General features: G+C 46.8%; 1 protein-coding gene. It reads left to right on the top strand.

Annotated features, from left to right (window positions below; all coding sequences use genetic code 11):
- Positions 1–570 (top strand): restriction endonuclease subunit S (locus ACOCD2_RS25380; protein WP_294032184.1); only part of this gene is annotated, 570 nt, incomplete at both ends.

Below are 570 nucleotides of genomic sequence, written 5' to 3'. Positions count from 1 at the left end.
TGCGCTTTCCCGAGTTTCGGGAGGCGGGGGCGTGGGAGGTGAAGAAATTAGGAGCAGTGCTAACATTTCAGACTGGCTTTCCTTTTTCCTCGAAGTATTTTAACGAGATAGGGGATGGGTTAAGGCTCATAAGGAATGCTGACCTGAAATCCAGTGACCGGATGATTTTCTATTCAGGACCTTACGAACAAACATTCATTGTTAACAATGGGGATATCTTGGTTGGAATGGACGGTGATTTCTCTCCGTCAATTTGGGGCCATGGAAAGGCCTTACTAAACCAGAGAGTGGGTAGGGTGTCTGCCAAAGATGGGAGCAGCCTTACTTTTCTGCATTTCAGTGTGTCTGTCGCACTTAAACTTATTGAACAAAGAACAGCGCAGACAACTGTTAAACATCTTTCACATACAACGGTTGAGAAAACAAAATGGCCTATTCCTATTTTTCACGAACAACAAAAAATCGCCCACTGCCTCTCCTCCCTTGATGAGGTGATCGGGCTGGAGTCGCACAAGCTCGACACCCTCAAGAACCTCAAGAAAGGCCTGATGCAGCAGCTTTTCCCGCAGG

Origin of the sequence: Thiolapillus sp., from assembly GCF_048562965.1 — a bacterium.
GTDB classification, from domain to species: Bacteria; Pseudomonadota; Gammaproteobacteria; order Chromatiales; family Chromatiaceae; genus Thiolapillus; species Thiolapillus brandeum_A.
Note: the sequence above shows the minus strand (reverse complement) of the source record. Positions and strands in the feature narration are given on the sequence as shown.